Raw genomic sequence first — 21961 nt, forward strand, 5'->3', positions numbered from 1 at the left:
GTCTTGTTAGCTAAATTGATTCAAATTTATAAATCTCAATCAGGAGATAACAAAAGTCTTACCTTTACAATTATCTCTTATAAAAAACTCATGAATTATATCGATATTACTGACCAAAGGACTTTTCGTGATTGTTTAGATAGATTGTACAAAAATGAATTGATTACAAATGAAATAACCAGATTGCCGAGGAACGGAAAATTGACAATCTCACTTTCATCAACCGTAATTCCTGATTTAAATGAAAAGCAGTTGTTTACACAACTTGAATATGGAGTTATAAGCATGTCGGTTATTGAAAAGGTAGGACATACGGGGGTCAGGATACTGTATTACCTAAAAAGTTGGATGAATTATAAAGTAAAAGGAAAAGACCACTGCTACGCTTCTGTAGAACGTATGTCAAAGGATATAGGTGCTTCCGAAAAAACATTTATCAAGTATATAGGAATTCTTGAAGCGGCTAAATTTATTAAGGTTGTAAGGCATAATATACATTCGGAACATCAAGCAGATAAAAATGGGAATGAAAATTTGTTGCTGGATCGATGGAATAATCACTACCACATAAAGCACGAAAATATAAAAAAGTTTATAGAAAAAAGTGTCTCATTAGTAGGCTAAAAACCCACTAAAACACCTACATGTAAAAAATGCATTTAACAAAGAAGATTATGCATTTATAAAATAAAAAATTGCGTTTACTGAAGAAAAGTTTGCTACATAATTTACACACCAGTAAGAGTAACAAGAAGATACAATAACATACAAATAACATAAATATAAGATACAGTATTTACAATTCGCAAAACAAGTTTGCTCATTGGGGCAATCATCCGTTTATTGTTTTGCTCATATTCGAATTTTACATAGTTTACTTTTTACATAGTTTCACAATTAATCAATTACACAGATAGGGGATAAATAATATGACAAACTACAAATTTATAGGGGATATTAACGAATCATACAAAAATAACTGGGCTGGAACAAGTAAATATTACATTTGGGATGAAATCGAATATGCTAAACTTGTCATACAAAATGGGAAGAACATTAGCAATCACATGTTTAAGGATGTTTTTCTCTTAGCTAAATATTATCATCATGTTGAGAAGGTAGATGATGATAAATTAATAAAAATAAGATTAGAGAAACTGATAAGGATTGAAAGGTTTCCATTTGATGTACGCTTGAAGTTTAAGGAACTGATAGATGGTGCTATTAGCGGATCTAAAAAACAGCTCATGAAGATTTGTCATGAAATTAGGATTACTGAAAATGAGATTGAATTAATTAATAACTTACCAGATAATACAACACGAAAAATTGCGTTTACAATGCTTTGTATGTGGAAAGCAAATGGAAATAAACCATATAGAGCATCTATTCATCAGATTGCCAATGAAATAAGCGTTAAAGCCAATGGGAAAAAGTTGGGTAGTATTTTTCATTATTTACTCACTGAAGGTTACGTCTATCGATACAATAAAAAAGCTGAACGTAGAAGACAGATATTAGAAAAAATGATTGAAGTAGATAGTCAATATGGTCAATTGTTTATCCCGTACGACTCGCTTAAATATGCTGAACACTTGTTTAGACCAACTAGGAAAAGTAGCATAGCAATATGGAGGTATGAGCAAGATTATTACGAAACGCCTTATTTAAAGCTCCCAAGTTATTATGAAAATATGACACCAGCACAGAAAGAGGAATATAAAGCCAATCGTTATAGAGTTATTAAACATGAGCATTACGGTGATGTTGAGTACGATGAGTTTTTTGATCGGATTGATCGGGCATTTATAATTGAAAATATTGAATTGATTACACATTGTTGGTTAAAGGATGACTTCGCACATCTTATAGGTGGAGATGTGTTTTACGAGGAGCATGGAGCACATGACAAAATAAAGGTATTGGTTGTTGATAGCGATTGTTCAGATGGGATATTGATTAATGTTAATGAGTTGTCAAGAGAGTATGATAAGTTGTTTGGAAGCAATAAAGTGATATTTGGTAATTGTACTGAATGTGGATGCAAGATCGTTAAGAGAAGTAACAAGACAAAATACTGTGATGAATGTAAGGGTAAAGTGCGTAATCATAAAGTCAAAATGAATATGCGTAACATGAGGAGTAAAGAAAAAGAAAATTAGTTAAAATGTTATCAAATAGAAGTATGTATTCTATAGGTGGATACCTATGGATGATGAAATAAACATTCAAAAATGTGTGAAAATGCAATAAAAAGTGTTCAAAAAACGGCTGAAAGCCTTGATACATAAGGGTTTTCACGGTGTATATATAGTAACAGATTAGAGCGTATTTATCTAGGTGATACCAAGAAATGTAACGCAGAATTGATGGTGAGTTACAACATGATTTTTAATATCCTTCAGAAAAGGTTGATATATCAAGGTTTATCGCATGGAGGATCAATTGGAGATAATAGTCTATAAGGGGAAAGGGAAATCCAAAGTTTAGAAAGTGGTCATAATTCCTTATCCATCAAAGGAATAAGAGAAAACAGCGAAAAATGTCCTAGTTTAGAAACCTAGCAAACCCTTGATATCACTACATTCTTCTCTAACTTTGCAAAACGTGAAACTCTACATCCTTAGAGCCGCAAGGGATTCAGTGATTTTTAATGAATCCCCGTTAAAGGAAAGAAAACTCGATGTTCCAGTTGTTCTTAAAAATCCTTTAATATCAAGGCTTCTAGGCTATGGAATAATTAGAGATAATCCCCTTTAAAGGAGAAGAAGTGGTCATTGCTCATAAATGAAGTTCTTAGCGTGACACATTTTCACACTATAAAGCGTAAACTCTTGATATACAAGGCTTTGTGAGGTTTATATTTAAAAAATGAGATAATCCTCTTTTTAGGAAGAAAAAAGAATATATATTGCAATGGGTCTCATCCACCCAGTGTTAGTAGTGCTGACTACAGTCTAATTAGACTGTAGTCTTTTTTGCGTTACTAATATTTTGATGAGGCTGATTGGAGTGTATAACCAGATGATTATGCACTACTAACAAAAATAAAGGATGGATATTGATGAATAATAAATCACCAAAATACGAAGATGTAAAGCACGAAATGTTGCCACTTAGAGGATATAGTATTTATGCTGTTCACCCATATTTAGGGAAAATTTATAATAAGAAAACGAATAGATGGTTATTATCTAAAAACCCAAAAGGTGTAGGTGATAAGGGGTATTTACTAACAAAATTATTACATGATAACGGAGAATGGATTCCTCTATATGAGCATGAAGTTGTTTACGCTGCTGTTTGGGGTGAAGAAGTTAAGAGCTGGCGACTGTACGGTGAAAAACTAGAAATTGACCATATTGACAAGGACGTAAGGAATAATAATATCGAAAATTTACGATTAGGGACATCCGAGGATAATAAAAAGAATCGCAGTTATGATGTTGAAAAGAATAGGCTAACATTAGAAAATGCTCAAACGGTTAGAGATGAATTGGCAAAATGGAAAGGTAAAAAGACTGATTTCTATAAAACTATGGCTGAACGTTTTAATGTAACGAAAAGAACCATTCAGAATGCTGTTTTATCAGTTACTTACACGGTAAATCCAAATGAAGGATAATACTTACGAAAACAATGATGAATACATAAGTGGTACAAAAAAGGTTAAGAGTTACATAGTCAATGGTTCTGGAGTAGTTATAATTGTTACATACGAGGATGAAGAAAATTAATACATAATTTACATAATACCTCATAGGTCTTACACTACTTATGAGGTGATTTATTTTGGATGATAAGACAATACTTAGAACAAATGAACTTGAAAATGCAATTGATTACTTAGGAAAAGCTGCTTATTACTTCAATAATCGTGAAGATAGTTATTGGTTTAAATGGCTGATGATCTCATTACATGGTGCTCTGTACGGTTTTGGTGTTTGTGCTATTAAAGGGACTAGTCCTAGTTTGAGGGTTTTAGATAAACCGAGTACTAAGAAAATAAAAGAACTTATACCTTTACTAAGTGAGCGATCTTTAGGTATGGAAGATCCTATTCCTAAAGATCATCTTGCGGTATTAGCTGATGAACATTTATTATCAGTCATTAATATTCTTGCTGAAAATAACTTGAATAAAATATGGGACATATTAGATAAATGTGAAAATCCAGACTATATGATTCAGTATACTGATAGCAAAGTCTTAAAAAGAACAGATCTACAATCAGAAGCAATTCAAAAGATGGTTGATTACAGAAATGATTTTGCTCACTTTAAACCAAAAGGTTTATCGATATTGATTGAAAGTGAAGAATGGATTGCTAAAGAAGTTGTAGATGTGATTAAGTTTCTTGCATTAGAATCAGGAAATGTTAATTATTTTGATGAGGGTAATCTTGATAAGGTAAAACTACTCTTTGAAAAGTTTTAAGCAGGAAGATCCTTTTGTATATCGAACTATAGGGATAGATGGGAGGTGGAATTATTGAATTTATTTTTAATTAGATATTCCAACGATAAGTATGTTGTAGAAGCCGATACAGCACAAGAAGCAATATCAGCTTGGATTGATACAAAAAACAAAGAAGAAGCAGATGTTTATGAATCCAAAAGAAAATTCAAACCTAATAACTTTAGCGTTGAAAGAATTGGAACATATCATGGAGTTATTAAAGCATCCGAATAGCATCGGGTGCTTTTTATTTTTGTATAGGAGTCGATATCTATGTACGAAGAAACAAAAGCCCATGTTATTAGGGATAAAGCTTATGAGGCTATAAAGAACGGAGAAAAAGTTTATAAATCAATATTCACAGAAGAGTATGCTGCTCTTGACGAAGACGAGAAGGCTTATGTGGCTGGTAGTATCATGTCTGATTTTGCATGGGATTTCAAGGGTTTTGTGGATTTGTGTATCAGTGAACGTACAGGTTCATCTTTATCAAGTACTTCTGTTGTTGTAAAGTAATTAGCGCGTTAGACAGTAATTGTTAAGAAATAAAAAGAACCTAGCTTGTGCTAGGATTAAAGACGTTCTCCGTACAGATTCTTCTCTATAGTAGGATGATTAAGAGCAAAAGACTGTGCGCAGAATACGAATCTTTCATTGACAGCAAACCCTGACTTGTTGAGAATTTCCAGTGTTCCGCGTGGTCCTTCACCGGAATATCCGCAGGTACAGCCTGTTAAGTGTAGTTGGTTACCTTTGTCATCTACAAGGATGAGATAATCGTTCCTGTCTGCATCTTCATTAATTATAGGGTTCTGAAAGTTTCGATCGTCGATTTTAGCTTCAATGAATTTGCTAAAGTTATGTTTTGTCTTTCCATAGAGACTAATACTTTCACGTGTTATACCTCGGTCATATGGGATATTACGAATGACAAAATAACCTCTTTTTAGATGGTCATCATATAGCTGATACTCTTCATACTTTGATCCTTCTACTTCACAAACAAGAGGTATTTTTGCGTTCTCGGATTGTGATTTTGAATTTCTGAACATGGTTATTCCTCCTTAGGCTAAGACTAATTAAGTTTATTGTTCTTTTTAATGGATTATTACAATTTTTAATACTTAAACTTGGTTACTTTTAATCTTGTAAGGCAATTAGCGATGGGGGGTGTGAGGCAATGTTAAAGAGTTGTAGTTATTGTGGAGGTATTCATGATAAGAAACATCAATGTACTAAGAAACCAGTAAGAAAGAAGAATACAACAGAAGTAGATAGGTTCCGAAAGCTTAGTGCATGGAGGCATAAGAAGCAACCGTACATTATGGAACGTGATAAGAGATTGTGTGTAGTATGTATGAGGGAAGGACGTTATACATTTAGAGATATACAGGTGCATCATATTGTACCATTGGTGGAGGATATGTCTTTGGGATTGGATAACTACAATCTTATTTCATTGTGTAGAGAGCACCATGAGGAAGCAGAGTGTGGACGTATATCAAGAGAAAAATTACAAGAATTAGCCAAGGAACAGGAAGATAAATATTCTACTATGTAAAACACATCCCCCGGTAGATTGATATCAAAATTTCTCAAACTTTTGCGACCGACGGAATTCCCTCATTCATGAAGTATTCCGAAATGGGTAGTTTTAAAGATGTTTACAAATTAAGGAAAGGTAGGTGATATTGTGGCACGAGCATCTAAACCAGTTGATTTACAAACAGCACACTTAACAAAAGAAGAATATAAACAAAGAAAACAAGCTGAAGAGAAATTGAAAGGTAATGATGGCTTAGTGTACAAGCCACCGAGTCACCTTTCCAAAGAAGAGAAGAAAGTATATAAGTTTATTGTTGAGGAATTAAGGTCAAGTCAAATATTAAATAACTTAGACATTACTATCCTTGAAACTACAGTTGATGCGGTTGTAAGGATGCAAGAATGTAAGAATATAATTAATGAACATGGACTTGTAACAATCAAGGAAGACGGTACATTAGTTAGGAATCCTGCAAGTATTATCTATAAAGATTACAACGCCATTTTTAATAAATGTTGTATGGAAATTGGCCTAAGTCCTTCTGCGAGATCTAAATTGGCAGTATTAAACGTTAAAAATGAGCAAGATAAACAAGATCCACTGTTGCAACTTCTTAGCGGAAGTGATGTAAATGGATAGTGTTAAAGATAGTAAAGCTTATCAATATTGCAAATGGTGCATCGAAGAAGAAAATAACTATGTAGGTGTATACGTCAAAAAACAAGCTAAAGCATGGCTGGATATTGTGGACGGTAATAATGATGAAGCCTACATAGATGAATCCATGTTTAATAAGGTATGTGGAATCCTAAAATTAATGGTACATCCAGACCTAAGCTGCTCTATCTATGAAGGCATGGAGCGCTATCAATGGTTCTTTGTTATTGCCACATTGTGTACTTTAAGTAAAGCAGATGGAAGCAAATATTATGAGACAAGCCTCTTGGAAATTAGCAGGAAGAATTATAAAACTTTTGGTAGTGCAATTGTATTTATCGTTGCTATGCTATTAGAGCCTAGATTTTCACGTTTTTTCAGTGTTGCACCTGATTATAAATTGTCCAGTGAACTTAAACTAGCAGTAAGGAAAATCATAAAATCTAGTCCATTGTTAGAGGGTAGATTTAAAGTGAAGCGTGATGTAATTGAATGTAAACTTACTGACTCTGAATATACACCTTTGGCTTACAGTAATGATGGTATGGACGGTAAGTTAGCAAACTTATACCTGGCGGATGAAGCTGGTGCCCTTGATGACTATCCCGTCGAAGCTATGAGAAGTTCGCAGATCACGTTGAAAAATAAACTGGGGATAATAATTAGTACACAGTACCCAAATGATAATAATGTAATGTTAACTGAAATAGACTATGCCAAACGGGTATTAGATGGGTTTATCGAAAATAAAAGATACTTTAGTTTATTATACGAACCTGACGAGAATATCAGGAAGCAATGGGAAACAAATGATTTGGTGATATACCAGTCTAATCCTGTTGCAGTAGACAATGAAAAAGTATTTCAAGCTATAGTTGATAAACGGACTATGGCTATTTTATATGAGTCCAAACGTGAAAATTATTTGTGTAAGCATAATAACATCATGTATAAAGGTTTGGGTGCAGATGGTTATGTTTCTAGTGATCAAATTAAGGCCTGTAAAGCATCGGAAGAATGGGACTGGTATGGTAAGAACGTTTGGATAGGCGCCGATGGAGCAGAAAGCTACGATAATTCATCAATTTCTATGATAGGGTACGATGAAGAAACAGGTACAGTACACTCAAAGACGTGGTGTTTTATACAAGAAGACTATGTGGACGAGAAAAGTAAGAAAGAAAAGTTTAACTACAGGAAGTCAGTTGAAGATGGAAACACGATAATTTGTGGTGAAACTGTACTTGATTATGCACAATTTGAACAATTTGTAGTTAATTTGCAAGAGGATTATGGAGTCAATATCGTTGCTATTGGCTATGACATTAGGAATCTAAGGAATTCAGCGCAAAAATGGGAACGAGAACATGGCTTATTAACTGTTGAGGTAAAACAGCATAGTAGTGTACTACATTCAACTATCAAGTGGCTTAAAGAGTTGATATTGGATAATAAATTCTCTTATTTTAATAATTTGGTTTATGAAAACAACTTTACTAACTGTAGATGTGTACAGGACAGCAACTTGAATCTCTATATTAATAAGAAAATATCCGTTAAAACAGCAGGAAAGGTCGATATGGTTTTTTCCACCATTAACGCTCTATACCTACTTCAACAAGACATTTACACTGGTGGCAATTGGGCTGCTCAGGTTATTTAAAAGGGGGTGAATAAATGGGATTACTACAAGCATGGAAAGAATTCAGACAGTATCAAAAACAAGAAGAAAGGGTAAGTACTCTTGAAGAAATTCTTTTAAGCGCAGGGATAACTGCTAATGAAATAACAAAGGAACAAGCATTAAACATTCCTGCTGTTAGTGCTTGTGTAGGTGTTATTTCGGATACAGTAGCAAGTTTACCTGTTTATCTCTATAAAGAGATTGATGGTAAAGTTACAAAAATAGAGGAAGATGTTCGAGTTAGCCTTTTAAACGATGACACTAAGGATACATTGGATGCCTTTCAATTTAAGAAGACATTAGTAGAAGATTACTTACTATGTGGAGCTGGTTATTCCTACATTAATCGTGAAAGGAACAACGTTAAAAGTCTTCATTATGTGAGTTATCCTAATCTTTCAGTCAATATTAACGCTGATCCAATCTTTAAAAGTTACGATATTTTGGTCAATGGAGATACTTATCGAGACTTCCAATTTATCAAATTGACACGCAAATCCAAAGATGGAATCACAGGTAAAGGTATAATCAGTGAAAATAACAAGATGCTATCTGTTGCATACAATTCACTTGTTTTCGAAGAGGTTTTAGTCAAAACAGGGGGTAATAAGAAAGGTTTCCTTAAATCAAATGGAAGATTAAGTAAAGAAGCAATAGATGAACTTAAGTTAGCTTGGAACAATCTGTACAAAAACAACAGTGAAAATGTTGTTGTTTTGAACAATGGATTAGACTTTCAAGAGGCTTCTAATACTTCGACAGAGATGCAGCTTAATGAGAACAAGAAAACCAATTCATCTGAAATTTGTAAGATTTTCCTTACACCTACATCAATTTTAGACGGTACTGCCAGCGATGAAGTATATAATAACTGGATTAAAATTTGTATACTGCCAATCTTAAAAGCTATTGAAACAACTTTAAACAAAGACCTGTTACTCGATAGGGAGAAGGGGTCTTTTTACTTTTCTGTGGATACGAGCGAATTGCTAAAAGGTGATATTGCTAAACGATTCGGTGCATACAAGGTGGCGGTTGAAGCTGGATGGATTAGCAAAAATGAGATTAGATACATTGAAAATCTCGAACCTATCGAGGGGTTGGATATTGTCACAATGAGTTTAGGTGAGGTCATTTACGACATTAAATCTAAAAAGTATTTCACTCCTAATATGGACAGTATTACTGGTGCTGGAATGACTAGTGAAAGTAACTTTAAAGGGGGTGAAAATGAAGATGAGAATCGAAATCCGACAGAACCAAGTATTACTTGATGGGTATGTGAATGCTGTTGAGCGACAGTCTCGTGTGCTTCCATCTGTACATGGGCGTTTTCGAGAAACAGTGAAAACTAAGACATTTGAGAAAGCATTATCGAAAGCTGATGATGTGGAATTACGCTTTAATCATGATCCTAGTAGGAAATTAACCTCCATTAAGGAAGGTGGACTTCAATTGTACGAAGACAACATAGGTTTACGTGCAATTGCAACTGTAACAGATGAAGAAGTCATTCAAGCGGCAAAAGAAAAGCGTTTGACAGGGTGGAGCTTTGGTTTCCGAGACAACAAACCGACATTTACAGATGGTTCAGACGGTATTCAACAAAGATATTTAGAGGATATTGACCTTTTAGAAGTGTCGATTTTGGACAAAACGCCAGCATACATAGCAACATCACTGGAAATGCGAGGTAATGATACTTACATAACCGAACAAAGAAGTGAAGAGTTTAAGGCTGAAATTGAAGATTTTACTACAACAGAAGCCGAAAAACGCGAGGAAAGTCAAATTAACTACTCAATTTACGAAAACGAAATCGAAATATTAAAATTAAAGAATGTGAAAGGTGGAAATTAACATGAAACAATTAGTAGAAAAACGTAATGATTTAATCGAGGAAATGGAAGGACTACTTAGCAAATCCAAGGCTGAAACACGTTCTTTTTCAGATGAGGAAAGTACAAGATTTGATGAAATTAAGAAAGAAATCGCTAAAATCGATAAAACTTTAGCAGCTGAAGAAGAGGCACGATCTTTTGAGAGGAAGGAAGTTAAAAAGGTTGCCGGAGAAGCTGAACAACGTGCTTTAGAAGAAGATAAATTCTTGCGTTTTATCAAAGGAGAACAACGTGCTTTAGACGTTGCTAACAATGGTGGTGTAATTCCTACTCATATTGCAAATAAAATCATTGAAAAGGTTAAAGAACTATCTCCAATCTATTCAATGGCTACTGTTTACAACGTAGGTGGTGATTTGGTATTCCCTGTTTATGATGAGTCTTCATCTTCTATCGGTGCTGCATACGTTGATGATCTTACAGAACTTACTGAAGGTACAGGTAAATTCACAACTGTTAAACTCGAAAACTTCATCGTGGGTGTTCTGGCTAAAGTATCTAAGTCCTTAATGAACCGTACTGACTTTGATCTAGTGTCTTTCGTTATTAACAAAGCAGCAAAAGCAATTGCTGAATTCTTGGAGAAAGAATTAATCGTGGGTACATCTGGAAAGATGGAAGGTTTATCTTCTACTACAAATCTAGTTACTGCGGCTTCAGCTACAGCAGTAACTGCTGACGAGTTAATTGATGTACAAATGACTGTACCTGAAGTATATCAAGGTAACGCGGTATGGATTGGTAACAAAGCAACTTTAAAAGCTTTACGTAAATTGAAAGATGCTGATGGTAATTATCTATTAGGAACAGCTTTAAACGGTTTCGGATTTACGCTGTTAGGAAAGCCATTCCATATCTCTGAAAGTGTAGATACTATTACTACAGGTAAGAAAGTATTGTACTACGGTGATATGAGTGGATTACATGTTAAACTTGCTCAAAATGTTGAGATCCAAGTTCTTATGGAAAAATATGCAACTCAACACGCAATCGGTGTAGTTGGATATGTTGAATGTGACAGTGCAATTGTTGAAACACAGAAAATTGCAGCACTAAAAATGGCTTAATAATTATTGAAAGGTGGACGGATTAACCGTCCTCTTTTTCTATTAGGAGGTGACAGTATGAAGGTAAAAGCACTTACTAGCTTCTCTGGAATTGTCACCATGACAAAAGGTGAAGAAGCAGAAATAAAAGACAAGGAAACTTATAATGACCTTTTAAACGCAGGGTATATAGAAGACGTTAAGTCTAAAAAGCAGGTGAAAGCTGATGAGAATTAGTGAGGTAACCGTTCAAGATTTAATAGAATATGCGCGTGAAGATATTGATGATCCAGAAGTAACTAAGTCATTTACTAATATCTTAGTAGCTTGTAAATCTTACATAAAGGGTTATACAGGTTTGTCTGATGAGCAAATGAATACTAAAGAGGATTTAACCATTGCTCTAATAGTTATTGCCAATGAAATGCATGAGAATAGAATTTTTACTGTTCGAGATGACAAGGTTAATGCGGTAATCAAATCTATTCTAGACATGCATTCTATTAATCTGTTGTAAATGTGGTGATAACAGAATGAATCCGGGGAAACTCAATAAACGTATTGTACTACAGAAACTAGCAACAGTAGATGATGGTGCAGGTGGTTCGGAAGAGAGTTGGCAGGATACTTCCAGTGTATGGGCGCTTATCCAGCCACTACAAGGACGGGAACTATATCAAGCGCAACAGATTAATACTGAACTTACTCACCGTATCACTATTCGTTATCGTGAAGATGTGAATGCAAGTATGCGTATCATGTATAATAATCGAGAATTTACAATTGATTCCATTGTTAATATTGAGGAGTCAAACCGTTTTTTAGAGATGACTTGCCGAGAGAAGGTGAAATAGTGGCGAAAGGAAATAAAGGTTTCTATGTTGATATGGACAAGGTGCAACTAGAAAATGCTATTCGTAAACTCGCATTATATCAGATTGAAAAACGGGAAGAAGTAAAAGAAATAGTCAAAGAAACGTCTAAAGATATACAAAAAACAGCACAACAACGGGTTTCTGTTGACGAAGGAGACACGAAACAAAGTATTAAACCTCGTTATTTTGAGGATGGTCTTGCTTCGACAGTGGGCCCGCGTTTACCGCTTGGATGGAAGGCACACTTTATTGAGTTTGGAGCCTATAACACATGGGCAAATCGTGAACTTCCTGCTCATCCGTTTATGACTCCAGCAGCCGAGCAACATCGTGCGGAATACCTACAGAAAATCAAAAAAGCATTGGGTGATGTTTGATGAGAACAGCCTTGTTTTCTCTACAGAAAGCTTTATATCAGCGATTAAAAGAGGATGTAGAATTACAATTGCGTGTAAAAGGTGTGTATGACTATGTGCCTGAAAATGCGCTATTTCCTTACGTGCGATTAGGAGAAGATACTGTTATTCCTGATGAAACGAAAACTTTTTATGGTGAGGAGATCACGCACACGCTTCACATTTGGTCGCAATACAAGGGTAAAAAGGAAGTAAAAGAAATCATGGATATCGTGTTGCAAAGTTTGCAAGATCCACTTTCATTGGAAGGTGGTTTTTCTGTTTCGTTCACACGTCCAGATTACATGGATGTTATTGACGAAGCAAGCGGAACAATACAGCACGGTGTAATTAGAATGCGTTTTAAAATTAAGGAGGGCTTATAATGGCAAGAGGAGTTAATTTTTTAATTTATGTTAATACTGGGACAACAGAAACGCCAGTTTGGACGAAAGTTGCAGGACAGCGCGGTGGTACGTTTAATCGTGATGTAGAAACGATTGATACAACTTCAAAAGATAGCACATGGTCTGAATTAGATTATGGTTTTGCAAGCTGGAGTATTGAAGGTGATGGCTTACTTGTGGAAAATGATGTGGCATTTGTAGAACTTGAAGATGCATTCATGAGTAAAACAATTGTTAAAGTTCGTTTTGAGACTGCGGCAGGAGCAAAATACGAAGGTAATGCACTTATTACAAGTCTACCAATTGAAGCTCCATATGATGATGCTGCAACATATTCTATTACATTAACTGGTACAGGCGCTCCTACAAAGACAGCAGCCTAATGAATGAAGAGAGTCGGATTTATGTCCGGCTCTTTTCTATTTAAGGAGGGAAAGTATGGCATATATCACATTAGACGATAAGTCGATGGATTTAAAATTTGGCTATGAATCTTATAAGAGATTACAAAAAGAGTTTCAAACAGATATTGGGGAACTGATTACACGTATATCTGCGCTTGATTTGGTTGCTACGGAAATCTTTGTTTGTTGCTGTCTAACTCAAGAAGCAAAGTATAAAACAGTCACATTAAAAGATGTAACGGGAATGATTGCAAATTCGATAGATAAAGGTGAACTTGGGATATTTTCGTTACGTGATTTAATTAACGCAACAATTGAGGAAAGTCATTTTTTAAAGCGGATGCTGGAAGAAATGCAGCAAATCATGGAGAAAGCGAAAAAAACGAAGGCAACGAACGTACAAAAGGAAAAATCGACTTCGACAAATTAGAAACATTTGCTTTCACAATGGGAATTCTTCCAGCAGACCTATATAAATTAACTCCTCGACAATTAGAGTTTTTATATGAGGGACAGAAGGTTAAAGAAATGAAACAAGCACATCATACACGCATGATAATGGTTGCACCACGTTTAAAGAAGATACCAAGCATAAAAGATGTTGCAGGGATACAAGACAAACAGCAAGCTAAAACGATATCTCCAGAGGAGAAACAGAAAGAACTTGTAGCATTAGAACAACTGTTTAGTGAGGAGGTGGAGAGAAGATGAGTGAAGTAGCTGAGTTATTTGTCAAAATTGGCGCTAATCTTTCTGACTTTGACGATGGCATGAAAGAAAGTCAAAAAGAACTTAATAAGTTTGGACGTAACATGACAAAACTTGGTCAGGAAGTTACACGAACAGCAAATGATAGTATGAAAAACCTGTCTAAAGAATTTGAAGTGTGGAGAAAGGAATCTGGTTTAGCTGAAGATAGTGTGGAATCACTTGCTAAAAAGTTAGAAATGCAAGAGAAAGCTTCAAAAGAATTAGAATCCGCAGCACGGACGCAAGAACAAATCTATGAACGTCTTGTTCAAGCATATGGAGAAACATCCAAACAAGCGATGAAACAAAGAGAGCGAGTGCTAGACCTCAAAAACGCTTATCAGGACTTACAAGAAGAGATCACCCAAACCAAAACTAAAATGGAAGGCGGCATGGATGCAAATGGCATCGAGGAAGCCGGAAATAAGTTTGAAGGGGTAAATGATGCTGTTACGGATTTGCTTGGGGATATCGAAGGGTTAGGTCAATTTGCAGGAAAAGGTGGCATAATCGGAGGGGTGGCACTCGCCATTGCAGGGGTTGGGCTTGCTGCTTTAAAGTCTGCTGATCAAGTACAACAAGCATCAGGAACCATTGAAGCGCGTTTAGGTGCAACAAAACAAGATTCTGAAGAACTCGCAGAAGCAGCAAAGGGCATTTATAAAGACGGATTCGGGGAGTCTTTGCAAAGTGTAGCAAAAGACCTTTCTATTGTTTCTGTGAACATGCGTAACATGCCTAAAGAGGAAATACAAAAGGTTACAGAATATGCTGAGACATTAGCAGAAACCTTTGACTCTGACGTAGTAGACAGCACCAAAACAGCAAACCAGCTAATGAAAACATTTGGTCTTACATCTGATGAAGCTTTTGACCTTCTTACAACCGGATATCAAAAAGGATTGGATTTTTCAGGCGAATTTTTAGATACCGTCAACGAGTATGCACCGCAATTTAAAGCGATGGGTATGAGCGCAGAAGACATGTTTAATGTCTTGATTGCTGGTTCTGAAGCAGGGGCATTCAACCTTGATAAAGTCGGTGATGCGGTCAAAGAATTTAATATCCGCGTGAAAGATGGATCAAAAACAACAGCTGAAGGATTCGGGCAGCTTTCCAAGGCAACCCAACAAGTTTGGAATGACTTCCTAAAAGGCAAGAAAACAGGGGAAGAAGTTTTCAAAACGGTAATCAATGAGCTAGCTAATATGGAAGATAAGGTAAAAGCAAATCAAATAGGGGTTTCCCTGTTCGGTAAATTGATAAAATTGTGCCGAAGTAAAATCGTTCAAAAACGGTGAAGGCTAAGTAAATTACAATAAATTCTAAATTTGTTATAATACACGAGAGGGTGGATAAGGGAGTCGTGAGCCTTATTGAAAGGTGTTTTCCCAAGCATTTCCCTCCATAAAGGCTATTGTAAAAGGTAAACCTATGGGAGGGTTTCTAAGTTATGCAAAAAATATGCACCCAATGTAAAGAGAAGAAAGAAATATCTGCTTTTTGTATAAATAAAAGCAGAAAAGATGGTTATAATTCTGCATGTAAAGAATGCATAAATAAAAAAAGGCGAAAGACACCTTTACCAAAAGTTTTTCCTACTCCAAAAGATGGTTATAAATCCTGTACAGACTGTGAAGAAGAAAAACCATTAGATGCTTTTGTTAAAGATAAAGGGAAATCAGATGGTGTAAGGAATAGATGCCAAAAATGTGAAAATCTTAAAAGAAGGAAAACGCCAATTCCACCAAATCCAAAGGATGGCTATAAATTCTGTGCAAAATGCAAAGAGGAAAAGTTATTGACGGAATTTAACACTCGTTTTCTTACAAATATAAGGAAATATAAACCATTCAGCTACTGTAAACCATGTGAACATAAATTGAATAACAATCGGTACGAACATAATTGCGAAATATGCGGAAAAGAGTATAAAAGTGGAAAAAGGGATTCGAAGGTTTGTAGTGAATGCCATACGAAGCATATTTTGTTGCCTAATAGTCCAATTGTTAAAGGAGAACTTGATTTTAGTGGTGAAAACAATCCAATGTTTGGAGTTCACAGGTTTGGTAGAGAAAATCCAAATTACAACCCAAATAAAACAGATGAAGAAAGAGAAATAGGTCGCTTGCTTGAGGGGTACGGTACTTGGAGAGAAATGGTTTTTAAAAGAGATAACTATACCTGTCAATGTTGTGGAGATAATAAAGGTGGAAATTTACACGCACATCACTTAGATGGTTATAATTGGTGTAAAGAAAAACGAACGGATGTAAACAATGGCGTTACTCTTTGTAATGATTGCCATACTAAATTTCACAAAATATATGGACTTGGAAATAATACAAAACAACAATTTTTAGAATTTATGAAAAAAGAGCACTTAGCCTAGTGCTCTTTTTATATTGTAATTTATATGTCGATACCGTGGTAAAGCACACTTTAAAAGGTGTGGCTCACCGTAACGCATAGGAGTTGAAACTGCCCAGCAGAATAAAATACTCCCACGAGTGAACGACAATCATTTTTTATGATTGAAAATGTATGCTGAACCGGGTACGAATTAACGTACTATCATGCGGCGAAAGCCTCGGAAGTAGAGGATAAAAAGCCTTTACGATAACAAGATTGACACAATGGGAAGACCTTGAAAAAGATGTTATTGCGGCAATGGGTACATCTGAAGATAAACTCGGTGATTTTGAAGGAGCAACAAAGAAAGTTGGTGATGCTCTTCAAGACAACCTAACTGCAAAATGGGAAGTTTTTAAACGGGAATCATCCGATGCTTTAGGGCAATTTGCTCAAAATATGCTGTTCATGAAGAAGGATAGTGCTGACTTTTGGAATGCAATGAGTAAAGCAGATCCTGGTAATGGTTTTTCAAAGTTTATGGCTGTGATAGGGAATATAAAAGGATTATTCACGGAATCCTCGCTCGAAGTAAAAGCTTGGAGTGCTACCTTATCCGAAAGCCAACAAAAAGCATTGAACAGCTACACAGAGCTTTCAAACGGTGCGACATTGGCTATACAAACCATGTTCATCAATCAAACTGCGTTAACTTCAGAAAACACTGAGAAAATCAAGGGCATGTACAGTCAAATGAATAGTGCCATATTAACAAACCTACAAGATAAAAATAATAAAGAGCTATCTATGATGCAAACCATGTTTGCGACTACCTTCACTCTAACAGACCATCAAGAAGCAACCATACTCCAAAAGATTGTCGAAGGAAATGCAAAGCAAACGCAATCCATCCAAGAGCGAGAAGCGAAAATACAGGAAATCTTAACGACTGCATCTAATGAAAAACGTGCTTTGACAGAAGCTGAAAAGACACAAATCCTTCAGTTAACTAACGAAATGAACCAGCAAATGGTTGATGCAATTGCTGTAAGTGTCTCTCAACAAAAGGTACTTCTTGAGGATTTAAAGAACAACGCTGGAGTTATTACAGCTCAACAAGCTGCTACAGTTGCACAAAATGCAGCAAAGCAACGTGATGACACAATAGCAGCTGCACAAGCACAATATGAGCAAGTTGTGGCAAATGCTATTTATCAAAGAGATGAACGTGGAACCCTTTCTGCCGATGAAGCAGCGCAAGTTATTCAAAGTGCTGAAGAAGCTCGTACAAAAGCAACACAAGAAGCTAACGGCACTTATACTGAGGTTGTTGATTTGGCAAAGAAACAAGCAGGAGAACATGCATCAAAGGTTGATTGGGAAACAGGTCAAGTTAAATCGAAATTCGAGGATATGAAAACCGATGCTGTTCAAAAAGCAGGGGATATGCATGACGAGGTTACATCAAAAGCAAGTGAAGCTGGAAAAGCAGTCGAAGCTATGGAATGGGTTTTTGGTAAGTTTATTCTCCCTAAGATACCTCAATTCAAATGGATATCCCGTACTATTGATGCTGTCTCAGGTGCTCTACCTCAAATAGGATTCGATTGGTTTGCAACCGGTGGTGTTTTTACGGGTCCCTCAGTTGTCGGATTAGGCGAGAAGGGTCCCGAAGCAATCGTTCCGTTACAAGGACACAGAATGACTCCATTTGCTGAAGCCATTGCCAGTGAGATGCCTAACAACGGTAAAACAGAACAGTCAGCTCAACAAAATGTAGTAATTGAAAATGTAATCCTAATGGATGGATACGAAATAGCAAGAGCAACTACACCACATATTGATACAATGCAGGGTAAGAATTTTACGTTACAAAACTACATGAGAGGAGGGAAGGAATGAATACAACAGTTGTAAGATTAGACGGTACAACATATGACTTGGCACAACTCGGCATAATGACACGGGATTTCAATCCTTCTTCTCCTTCTTATGAGCATGTGACGGAAAAGATAGAGGGACAACATGGTGAGATTAGTACCATGACAACTATTGGAACTCGTACTATTTCATGTTCTTTTTACTTGAAAGCTGTTAATTCAGAGGATTATGCATTATTTCGTGATGAGGTGTTTGCAATATTCCACAGTGAAGAAGCCTTTTACCTTATTGATAGTCGAAATCCCGGAAAACGATGGAAAGTAAAGGGGAATAGTTCATTTAGTGTAGAACAGACATACAAACATGGCTTCTTTGATGTGGAGTTTGTTGCCTTTATGCCATTTGCTGAGTCAGTTGGTACAACGCAGGATGATTTCACCTTTGACAGTGAGCTTTGGCAAATCGGGCAAGGGTTGTTAGTGGATGAAGAATCACAGAAGTACACGTTTGATAGTTCATCTTTTCGTGTTTATAACGCTGGAAATGTAACTGTAAATCCAAGGGAACTACCTCTGACAATTACGTTTACAGGAACTTCTAGTACACTCAAAATTAAAAATACTACTACCAATGAAGAATGGCAGTATACAGGAACTACAGTGAGTGGAGATACAGTTAAATTAGATGGTGTGAAGTCACTAAAAAACAATGGCAGTATCTTTAAAGATACAAATTATCAATTAATCACCTTAAAACCGGGTTGGAATAACTTTGAAATCACAGGCGCTTCAGGCGCTTTTTCTATTTCATTTTTATTTCGCTATTACTACTTGTGAGGAGGTGTATAGATGCTGATTATTAAGAGTCTTAACGGACAAGAGGAAATGTTAACAGACTATACACCCCCAGAGCGAAAAAGGCGTGTGAATGGTGATAACACCCTTTATTTTAGTGCTATTGATACAGAGAGGAATAGTCATTCTTATCCTCTATGTGAAGAAGAAGCGGTTGTTATGATTGGTTCCGATGAGTATAAAATCAAGTCGGTAAGGAAATCAAGAACAGGTCGTAAACAAGTCGATTGCGTACATATCTTCTTAGATGACATGATTAATGCATGGCAGTATGACAAAATAAACGGCTATACAAACTTTGTACAAGCTCTTAATCATGTATTTGCTCCTACCTCGTGGGAATGGGTAAACCAAACCGCGACAGTAGCGACAGAGTTTGAGAATTGGGGCGATGATAATTGTTTATCCTTACTGCAAACACTCCTTGACCGCTATAAGGTTGAGTTTGAAATAGATAATGTGAATAAGCAAGTGTATTTCAAAACAGCAATCGGTACAGAAACAGATGCACAGTTTAGATGGAAACACAATATCAAGTCGTATGAGTATGAAGTGGATACGAAAAACCTTTCTACCATTATCAAAGGTTATGGAAAAGATGGTATTACCACAACATACCGTTCTACCACTGCTGATCTATACGGTGAGAAACATGCCAAGCCGCTTCGGGATGAAAGATATACAACTGTTGAGACGTTACTACAAGCCTGTAAGGATTCTCTTATTGATGTACCAGAACTGCGGTTAAAAACCGATATTGTACAGCTTTATGAGAATGGATTACCGGTACATAACTATGATGTTGGGGATTATGTATTTGCACTCATTGATCCGATTGATTTACAAGTGAAGATACGAATTATTGAAATAACAGATTATCCACTCAATAAAGAAAAATCCCCTATTGTAGAACTGAGCAACCTTCATTTGCTCCGAAAAGGTATTACCTCGGTCATGACAAACTTTGCACAGGTACAAAAGAATGTGAAGGATTTGTTAGACGAAAACGGGAATCTGCAACTTAGTATCAAGAAATTGTACCGCAATAGCAATCACTATTCAGATAATACAGGTGATTGGTACATCAGTGAGGATGATCCAAATGCCTTTGTTCACATTGGAGCTGGCGGTTTAGATATCCATAAAGGTCTTGTGAGAGTGGAGCGTGACGATGGTTATGCAACAATTATTGGTGGAAAGTTGCAACATGGACTTGCGATACAATCCAGTAATCCTGCTTTCCAGACAACTGGCGTTGAGAAATTCGGTTCTTGGTATCGCACATTATCGACAAGTCGATTTGAGAACGTTGACCGCTACACGTTGAAGCACGATAGTAGATACGTCCATGTAGTTGTCGATATGTTTGTTGATGGTGGAATTACTGGCTATATCACATTCGATGTTATTGAAGAAGATGAAAGTGGTGTTGAAACAGTAATTTCATCTTCCACTGTTACAGAGACAAGGCACAGTACAAACCAAGGATACAAAAAGGATATTCTAATTGATTTAGGTGTTCCAACAGGTAATTTGAAGACAATTTATTGGCGGCAATATGGAAGCGTAGATACTTATTATGTATATGGGAATGTTCGCTTTATAGAGCAGGAAGGGTGATAGTATGGGTGCATTGTTCTTTTGTAATGTAGACGAAAACGGGGGAATTATTGAGAGTTTAGTCGGTGAACGAGTGATACCAACAAAGCAGTATGAATACTTTTTCTACTTGGCTAATGCCAACACAGAAGAAGTATTTACAAATATACCGCGATATCGCGTAATAAATCGAGAGCTTACATTAGTGTAGCTCTTTTTTTATTTGGAAAGGAGGGTAATTTCATGGTAAAGACACTCGGCACAGAGTTAAATCGTGCTTTCCTAAACGATAGCAATGATAACTTCACTGAGCACGAAACTGAAATTGGTGGATTGGAAGAACGGGTTACCACACTTGAGGAACAAGTAGGGACACCCACACCGGGAAGTGTGACAACAGAAAAGTTAGCGCCTGGATCTGTCACGTCAGAAAAGGTTGCTGTAATGACAAGCGGCTCTGTCACTTATAATGCAAGTGGTCAAGTCGAGACAGAAACAGAGACAGATGAACACGGGACGCAATACGTTACAACCTACACCTATACGAACGATGTATGCACTAGGATTACTCGAACAGGTGGAGGAAGAACCATCGAAGAGGATTTAACGTATGAAAGCGGACGATATAAATCTTCCGTAACAACAATTCTATAAGGAGAGATGATTATGCCAGGGTTCAATATTCTTAACCCATTCTTTAAAACAAAACCGATTGACGATACTGGGAACCCTTTATTTACAGTAGGGAATCCCGGTAATGTTAAAACAACAGCGAAAAATGAGTTGATTTCAATTTTTAGGAATCAATCAATCGCGGACACAAACCCAATTTCAAGTGGAGTTATTGACTTGTCACCCTACAAAAGAACATTGTTCCTTGTGTCCAATGCAACTGATCAACCTGTAAAAGTTACGCCACTTCTACAGCTTTACGCAGGTGATGGGGCAAAAAGTTTCTTTGAATGGGATGGAGAAAGCTTTGTCGAGAGCAATACAATTACTATTCCATCTAATACATTAGGAAAATACTTTTCTCTAAATTCATACTTGGACATACTCAACATGCCTTTAAGAGAAGTTAAATTCTCTATAAAAGCGGACGTTGCGCCAACCACTGGCGTTGTTAATGTCCAAGCCTTGGGAGGTCAATAA

29 protein-coding genes are annotated in these 21961 nt (G+C 36.2%); 28 read left to right on the forward strand and 1 reads right to left on the reverse strand.

Features of this window, described 5'->3' with window-relative positions; all coding sequences use genetic code 11:
• From AAHB12_RS15795 to AAHB12_RS15820, 6 genes are all read left to right on the forward strand, one after another.
• Positions 1-624, forward strand: a 624-nt coding sequence (locus AAHB12_RS15795; RefSeq protein WP_342045969.1) for a hypothetical protein, incomplete at its 5' end; no start/stop codon positions are given.
• A 305-nt stretch (positions 625-929) separates the two neighbouring features.
• A complete protein-coding gene (locus AAHB12_RS15800; protein WP_342045970.1) occupies positions 930-2162 on the forward strand; it encodes a hypothetical protein in 1233 nt (410 codons plus the stop codon).
• A 902-nt stretch (positions 2163-3064) separates the two neighbouring features.
• Positions 3065-3625 (forward strand): HNH endonuclease, encoded by a 561-nt coding sequence (locus AAHB12_RS15805; RefSeq protein WP_342045971.1) that lies wholly within the window; start codon positions 3065-3067, stop codon positions 3623-3625.
• 167 nt (positions 3626-3792) lie between these two features.
• Positions 3793-4437, forward strand: a complete 645-nt coding sequence (locus AAHB12_RS15810; RefSeq protein WP_342045972.1) for a hypothetical protein — start codon at positions 3793-3795, stop codon at positions 4435-4437.
• A gap of 54 nt (positions 4438-4491) precedes the next feature.
• Positions 4492-4692 (forward strand): hypothetical protein, encoded by a 201-nt coding sequence (locus tag AAHB12_RS15815; protein ID WP_342045973.1) that lies wholly within the window; start codon positions 4492-4494, stop codon positions 4690-4692.
• Positions 4693-4731: 39 nt separating this feature from the next.
• Entirely contained in the window at positions 4732-4974 is a 243-nt protein-coding gene (locus tag AAHB12_RS15820; protein ID WP_342045974.1) for a hypothetical protein, read from the forward strand.
• Between the two features lie 56 nt (positions 4975-5030).
• On the opposite strand, the gene AAHB12_RS15825 is transcribed toward AAHB12_RS15820, so the two are convergent.
• Positions 5031-5510, reverse strand: a complete 480-nt coding sequence (locus AAHB12_RS15825) for a hypothetical protein (protein ID WP_342045975.1) — start codon at positions 5508-5510, stop codon at positions 5031-5033.
• 128 nt (positions 5511-5638) lie between these two features.
• Here AAHB12_RS15825 and AAHB12_RS15830 point away from each other — a divergent pair, with 128 nt between their 5' ends.
• From AAHB12_RS15830 to AAHB12_RS15935, 22 genes are all read left to right on the forward strand, one after another.
• Positions 5639-6019, forward strand: coding sequence for an HNH endonuclease (locus tag AAHB12_RS15830; protein WP_342045976.1), 381 nt, complete (start codon positions 5639-5641; stop codon positions 6017-6019).
• Positions 6020-6151: 132 nt separating this feature from the next.
• Positions 6152-6643, forward strand: a complete 492-nt coding sequence (locus AAHB12_RS15835) for a phage terminase small subunit P27 family (protein WP_342045977.1) — start codon at positions 6152-6154, stop codon at positions 6641-6643.
• On the forward strand, positions 6636-8324 hold the full coding sequence (locus tag AAHB12_RS15840) for a terminase TerL endonuclease subunit (RefSeq protein WP_342045978.1): 1689 nt from the start codon (positions 6636-6638) through the stop codon (positions 8322-8324). The genes AAHB12_RS15835 and AAHB12_RS15840 overlap by 8 nt, the downstream gene beginning before the upstream one ends.
• A gap of 14 nt (positions 8325-8338) precedes the next feature.
• Positions 8339-9619 carry a phage portal protein gene (locus AAHB12_RS15845; RefSeq protein ID WP_342045979.1) on the forward strand — a complete coding sequence of 427 codons (1281 nt, stop codon included), beginning with the start codon at positions 8339-8341 and terminating at the stop codon, positions 9617-9619.
• Positions 9582-10205 (forward strand): HK97 family phage prohead protease, encoded by a 624-nt coding sequence (locus AAHB12_RS15850; protein WP_342046055.1) that lies wholly within the window; start codon positions 9582-9584, stop codon positions 10203-10205. The genes AAHB12_RS15845 and AAHB12_RS15850 overlap by 38 nt, the downstream gene beginning before the upstream one ends.
• A gap of 1 nt (position 10206) precedes the next feature.
• The gene (locus AAHB12_RS15855; RefSeq protein ID WP_342045980.1) at positions 10207-11313 is read left to right on the forward strand and encodes a phage major capsid protein; all 1107 of its coding nucleotides are present in this window, start codon (positions 10207-10209) and stop codon (positions 11311-11313) included.
• 57 nt (positions 11314-11370) lie between these two features.
• The gene (locus tag AAHB12_RS15860; RefSeq protein ID WP_342045981.1) at positions 11371-11529 is read left to right on the forward strand and encodes a hypothetical protein; all 159 of its coding nucleotides are present in this window, start codon (positions 11371-11373) and stop codon (positions 11527-11529) included.
• A complete protein-coding gene (locus AAHB12_RS15865; RefSeq protein WP_342045982.1) occupies positions 11519-11809 on the forward strand; it encodes a head-tail connector protein in 291 nt (96 codons plus the stop codon). The genes AAHB12_RS15860 and AAHB12_RS15865 overlap by 11 nt, the downstream gene beginning before the upstream one ends.
• A gap of 16 nt (positions 11810-11825) precedes the next feature.
• Positions 11826-12146 carry a phage head closure protein gene (locus tag AAHB12_RS15870; protein WP_342045983.1) on the forward strand — a complete coding sequence of 107 codons (321 nt, stop codon included), beginning with the start codon at positions 11826-11828 and terminating at the stop codon, positions 12144-12146.
• Positions 12146-12544, forward strand: a complete 399-nt coding sequence (locus AAHB12_RS15875; protein ID WP_342045984.1) for an HK97-gp10 family putative phage morphogenesis protein — start codon at positions 12146-12148, stop codon at positions 12542-12544. The genes AAHB12_RS15870 and AAHB12_RS15875 overlap by 1 nt, the downstream gene beginning before the upstream one ends.
• Positions 12544-12948, forward strand: a complete 405-nt coding sequence (locus tag AAHB12_RS15880) for a DUF3168 domain-containing protein (protein WP_342045985.1) — start codon at positions 12544-12546, stop codon at positions 12946-12948. Before AAHB12_RS15875 ends, AAHB12_RS15880 begins: the two co-directional genes overlap by 1 nt.
• On the forward strand, positions 12948-13352 hold the full coding sequence (locus tag AAHB12_RS15885; RefSeq protein ID WP_342045986.1) for a phage major tail protein, TP901-1 family: 405 nt from the start codon (positions 12948-12950) through the stop codon (positions 13350-13352). Before AAHB12_RS15880 ends, AAHB12_RS15885 begins: the two co-directional genes overlap by 1 nt.
• A gap of 55 nt (positions 13353-13407) precedes the next feature.
• A complete protein-coding gene (locus tag AAHB12_RS15890) occupies positions 13408-13803 on the forward strand; it encodes a hypothetical protein (protein ID WP_342045987.1) in 396 nt (131 codons plus the stop codon).
• Positions 13804-13901: 98 nt separating this feature from the next.
• Positions 13902-14084 carry a hypothetical protein gene (locus AAHB12_RS15895; protein ID WP_342045988.1) on the forward strand — a complete coding sequence of 61 codons (183 nt, stop codon included), beginning with the start codon at positions 13902-13904 and terminating at the stop codon, positions 14082-14084.
• Positions 14081-15424 (forward strand): phage tail tape measure protein, encoded by a 1344-nt coding sequence (locus tag AAHB12_RS15900; RefSeq protein ID WP_342045989.1) that lies wholly within the window; start codon positions 14081-14083, stop codon positions 15422-15424. Before AAHB12_RS15895 ends, AAHB12_RS15900 begins: the two co-directional genes overlap by 4 nt.
• 152 nt (positions 15425-15576) lie before the next feature.
• Positions 15577-16515, forward strand: coding sequence for an HNH endonuclease (locus AAHB12_RS15905; protein ID WP_342045990.1), 939 nt, complete (start codon positions 15577-15579; stop codon positions 16513-16515).
• Between the two features lie 236 nt (positions 16516-16751).
• Positions 16752-18377 carry a hypothetical protein gene (locus tag AAHB12_RS15910; protein ID WP_342045991.1) on the forward strand — a complete coding sequence of 542 codons (1626 nt, stop codon included), beginning with the start codon at positions 16752-16754 and terminating at the stop codon, positions 18375-18377.
• Positions 18374-19192 (forward strand): phage tail family protein, encoded by an 819-nt coding sequence (locus AAHB12_RS15915; protein WP_342045992.1) that lies wholly within the window; start codon positions 18374-18376, stop codon positions 19190-19192. Before AAHB12_RS15910 ends, AAHB12_RS15915 begins: the two co-directional genes overlap by 4 nt.
• A 12-nt stretch (positions 19193-19204) precedes the next feature.
• Positions 19205-20830: a phage tail protein gene (locus tag AAHB12_RS15920; protein WP_342045993.1), complete on the forward strand. Its 1626-nt coding sequence runs from the start codon at positions 19205-19207 to the stop codon at positions 20828-20830.
• Between the two features lie 4 nt (positions 20831-20834).
• Positions 20835-21020 carry a hypothetical protein gene (locus AAHB12_RS15925; protein WP_342045994.1) on the forward strand — a complete coding sequence of 62 codons (186 nt, stop codon included), beginning with the start codon at positions 20835-20837 and terminating at the stop codon, positions 21018-21020.
• 32 nt (positions 21021-21052) lie between these two features.
• Positions 21053-21463, forward strand: coding sequence for a hypothetical protein (locus AAHB12_RS15930; RefSeq protein WP_342045995.1), 411 nt, complete (start codon positions 21053-21055; stop codon positions 21461-21463).
• Between the two features lie 12 nt (positions 21464-21475).
• Complete coding sequence (locus AAHB12_RS15935; RefSeq protein WP_342045996.1) at positions 21476-21961, forward strand: hypothetical protein; 486 nt, start codon at positions 21476-21478, stop codon at positions 21959-21961.

The sequence above is a fragment of the Bacillus sp. OTU530 genome, assembly GCF_038440375.1.

What these genes read in the sequence shown, in the direction of transcription:
- AAHB12_RS15880 (WP_342045985.1), top strand. Translation starts at nt 12,544, where the DNA reads ATGAGAACAGCCTTGTTTTCTCTACAGAAAGCTTTATATCAGCGATTA.
- AAHB12_RS15840 (WP_342045978.1), top strand. Translation starts at nt 6,636, where the DNA reads ATGGATAGTGTTAAAGATAGTAAAGCTTATCAATATTGCAAATGGTGC.
- AAHB12_RS15925 (WP_342045994.1), top strand. Translation starts at nt 20,835, where the DNA reads ATGGGTGCATTGTTCTTTTGTAATGTAGACGAAAACGGGGGAATTATT.
- AAHB12_RS15930 (WP_342045995.1), top strand. Translation starts at nt 21,053, where the DNA reads ATGGTAAAGACACTCGGCACAGAGTTAAATCGTGCTTTCCTAAACGAT.
- AAHB12_RS15855 (WP_342045980.1), top strand. Translation starts at nt 10,207, where the DNA reads ATGAAACAATTAGTAGAAAAACGTAATGATTTAATCGAGGAAATGGAA.
- AAHB12_RS15885 (WP_342045986.1), top strand. Translation starts at nt 12,948, where the DNA reads ATGGCAAGAGGAGTTAATTTTTTAATTTATGTTAATACTGGGACAACA.
- AAHB12_RS15890 (WP_342045987.1), top strand. Translation starts at nt 13,408, where the DNA reads ATGGCATATATCACATTAGACGATAAGTCGATGGATTTAAAATTTGGC.
- AAHB12_RS15935 (WP_342045996.1), top strand. Translation starts at nt 21,476, where the DNA reads ATGCCAGGGTTCAATATTCTTAACCCATTCTTTAAAACAAAACCGATT.
- AAHB12_RS15850 (WP_342046055.1), top strand. Translation starts at nt 9,582, where the DNA reads ATGAGAATCGAAATCCGACAGAACCAAGTATTACTTGATGGGTATGTG.
- AAHB12_RS15825 (WP_342045975.1), bottom strand. Translation starts at nt 5,510, where the DNA reads ATGTTCAGAAATTCAAAATCACAATCCGAGAACGCAAAAATACCTCTT.
- AAHB12_RS15900 (WP_342045989.1), top strand. Translation starts at nt 14,081, where the DNA reads ATGAGTGAAGTAGCTGAGTTATTTGTCAAAATTGGCGCTAATCTTTCT.
- AAHB12_RS15905 (WP_342045990.1), top strand. Translation starts at nt 15,577, where the DNA reads ATGCAAAAAATATGCACCCAATGTAAAGAGAAGAAAGAAATATCTGCT.
- AAHB12_RS15820 (WP_342045974.1), top strand. Translation starts at nt 4,732, where the DNA reads ATGTACGAAGAAACAAAAGCCCATGTTATTAGGGATAAAGCTTATGAG.
- AAHB12_RS15860 (WP_342045981.1), top strand. Translation starts at nt 11,371, where the DNA reads ATGAAGGTAAAAGCACTTACTAGCTTCTCTGGAATTGTCACCATGACA.
- AAHB12_RS15920 (WP_342045993.1), top strand. Translation starts at nt 19,205, where the DNA reads ATGCTGATTATTAAGAGTCTTAACGGACAAGAGGAAATGTTAACAGAC.
- AAHB12_RS15895 (WP_342045988.1), top strand. Translation starts at nt 13,902, where the DNA reads ATGAAACAAGCACATCATACACGCATGATAATGGTTGCACCACGTTTA.
- AAHB12_RS15805 (WP_342045971.1), top strand. Translation starts at nt 3,065, where the DNA reads ATGAATAATAAATCACCAAAATACGAAGATGTAAAGCACGAAATGTTG.
- AAHB12_RS15870 (WP_342045983.1), top strand. Translation starts at nt 11,826, where the DNA reads ATGAATCCGGGGAAACTCAATAAACGTATTGTACTACAGAAACTAGCA.
- AAHB12_RS15800 (WP_342045970.1), top strand. Translation starts at nt 930, where the DNA reads ATGACAAACTACAAATTTATAGGGGATATTAACGAATCATACAAAAAT.
- AAHB12_RS15830 (WP_342045976.1), top strand. Translation starts at nt 5,639, where the DNA reads ATGTTAAAGAGTTGTAGTTATTGTGGAGGTATTCATGATAAGAAACAT.
- AAHB12_RS15845 (WP_342045979.1), top strand. Translation starts at nt 8,339, where the DNA reads ATGGGATTACTACAAGCATGGAAAGAATTCAGACAGTATCAAAAACAA.
- AAHB12_RS15915 (WP_342045992.1), top strand. Translation starts at nt 18,374, where the DNA reads ATGAATACAACAGTTGTAAGATTAGACGGTACAACATATGACTTGGCA.
- AAHB12_RS15865 (WP_342045982.1), top strand. Translation starts at nt 11,519, where the DNA reads ATGAGAATTAGTGAGGTAACCGTTCAAGATTTAATAGAATATGCGCGT.